At 67.8% G+C, this 1,190-nt stretch carries 1 protein-coding gene and 2 pseudogenes; all 3 read right to left on the bottom strand.

Going from position 1 to position 1,190, the window contains the following annotated elements; genetic code table 11:
- A pseudogene (locus tag AC1DWF_RS32165) lies at positions 1-295 on the bottom strand (efflux RND transporter periplasmic adaptor subunit); the annotation flags it as partial.
- Positions 296-358: 63 nt separating this feature from the next.
- Positions 359-673, bottom strand: a complete 315-nt coding sequence (locus tag AC1DWF_RS32160; protein WP_476842588.1) for a hypothetical protein — start codon at positions 671-673, stop codon at positions 359-361.
- A 128-nt stretch (positions 674-801) separates the two neighbouring features.
- Positions 802-1,017, bottom strand: a pseudogene (locus AC1DWF_RS32155) (IS5/IS1182 family transposase); the annotation flags it as partial.
- Positions 1,018-1,190 lie beyond the last annotated feature (173 nt).

Below are 1,190 nucleotides of genomic sequence, written 5' to 3'. Positions count from 1 at the left end.
GGCGATAGGTGCCGTCCGGCTGCGGCTCGGCGGCGATGCGGGCGTCGCCCAGCGTCGCCTCGATGCGCGCATCGGTGACAGGGGCGTTGCCGTCGAAGTGGTCGAGCCAGATCCGAAGCTGGTCGGACGATTCCCGCACGGCAACCAGCTCGTAGAGCTGCGAATGCACGGCGATGCGCGGGCGCGCCGACAAGGAACCGGCGGCCGCCTCGTCAGAGCCCTCGTGGGCGAGGGCGGGCGTGGAGAGAATCAGCGCGCAAGCCAGGGCGGCATGGCGCAGGACGCGATGGAACATGGGCAGGCCTTCCGGCGGACACGCGATACGAGACGCAGCGCGTATGCCGGACGGCAGCCGCGCTCAGACGATCGCGAACAGCCTGGGAGGTCTTTGCGGCGCGSCGCCWACATGGCCGAGGCGGAATGTATCGGAGCCGGTCAACGCCGTTTGGGTGGCCGCGACCGGCGCGGCGGGGCGGAAATCCAGCGGCGGCAGGGAGGCCACGTGGCACATGGCGCAATGCACGTCGCAGGGCGCGGCCTGGCCGCCCTGGTCCTGTCCGTCCTGGGTCGAGTGCATGGAGGCCTGGACGCCATGGCCCTCGAAGGCATGCGCGTGCGGCACCGTCCCGAGGATGAGCAGCGCCATCAGGACGGGAAGAAGCCGCCACGTCATTCGATGTAGGCTCATCAGAAGCATGCGCGATATGCGTATCGCCGGGTGGGGCGATGGTCAACGTAGGCCGACATGAGAAGATGCCGCATGGCTTCCGCGCGCCAGAGAGCGAATGGTCTTTCAGGACCAGGCGCGGCCACGATAGTCGCATCGACGATCTGCCCGCCCATGGCAGATGATCGCTGGCCCGCAGCGTGGCACCGAAGCGCGCAAACAGCGCATCTCACCGGGGCCGCCCGCTTGGGCGCCTCGCGGAATGTCCAGATCGCGTTCGCCTCCGCCGCCGGGCCCGCCAGGCCCCGGCCGAGGAAGCGCACGAAGGACAGGCGGTCCTGGATCAGATAGCCGGCTGTTCGGGGGCGAGCTTGCTTGCGAAATTCGGGCAACTCCCTCAACTTCCGTCATGTCACTGAAAAATATGTACGATCTCCGCACAGATCTTTATCTGAACAGCTGTAGACGTGTCGTGATGGTCGCCTCGCTGCTGCTGGGCGCGGCACCGGCCGTAGCCGAGGAA

This window comes from Aminobacter sp. P4_D5, assembly GCF_056401815.1.
Note: the sequence above shows the minus strand (reverse complement) of the source record. Positions and strands in the feature narration are given on the sequence as shown.